Here is an 821-nt window from a genome sequence, read left to right as displayed (position 1 = left end):
ATAATATTAGTTGGTGTATTTACAGCATTTTACGTTTTAAAAGACAGTAGTCTTTGGGGGATATGCGCGTGGCATTCCATTTGGAATTGGGCGCAATATAACGTCTATGGTTTTGCAGTTAGTGGCATGACGATATATTCAACGCCGCTATTTAAACCTGTAACAAATGGGTCAGAAGTGCTTCATGGAGGCTCATTTGGTATTGAAGGTAGTATCATTACAACAATAATGCTTTCTATCGCTTCAATCGTTTTATGGAGACAGTTATGGGGGAGAAGAGCGAAACAACGAGATTTTAGTTAATGAAAGTGGGAGAAACTATGGGGATTGTAGCATTTGAGGGAGCGAGCGCTGTTGGTAAGAGTACAACATGCCGTGAACTAGAAAAAAATTACGGTGCATTTATTATACCTGAAGTTAATCTATTATTTGAAAGACCAAAAAATGAACATAGAACATGGTATTTTGAAAAACAAGTAGAGCGCTGGAATATAGCAATGCAGAAGTCGCAGCAATATGAGTTAGTAATACTCGATGGTGATATTTATCAGCCACTTAGTTATAATTGGTGTTTCCATTTTGATATATTTAATCAGCCGTTATCTTTAATAGAAAACTTTTATAAAGAAAAGATAATTAACGAAGAAATTGGTTTTCCAGATCAATATTTTTATTTATATACAAGTGATGAAGAGCTTAGAAARCGGAAAGAGTCTGATGGGACGAAAAAAAGAAGAAACTTTGAAAAACATTTACATATAGCTAGACCGTTCCAACGTTATTATGAAAACTTAAATAATGTTACAAAAGGGTACTGCAAG

Annotated in this window: 1 protein-coding gene and 1 pseudogene; both read left to right on the top strand. The window is 34.5% G+C overall.

Annotated features, from left to right (window positions below):
* Positions 1-303, top strand: a pseudogene (locus AC1DTM_RS29515) (CPBP family intramembrane glutamic endopeptidase); the annotation flags it as partial.
* Positions 303-821 (top strand): AAA family ATPase (locus tag AC1DTM_RS29510; protein ID WP_477001594.1); only part of this gene is annotated, 519 nt, incomplete at its 3' end. The pseudogene AC1DTM_RS29515 and the gene AC1DTM_RS29510, both read left to right, overlap by 1 nt.

This window comes from Bacillus sp. P4_D3 (assembly GCF_056401855.1).
This window is presented reverse-complemented; position numbering and strand designations above follow the sequence as displayed.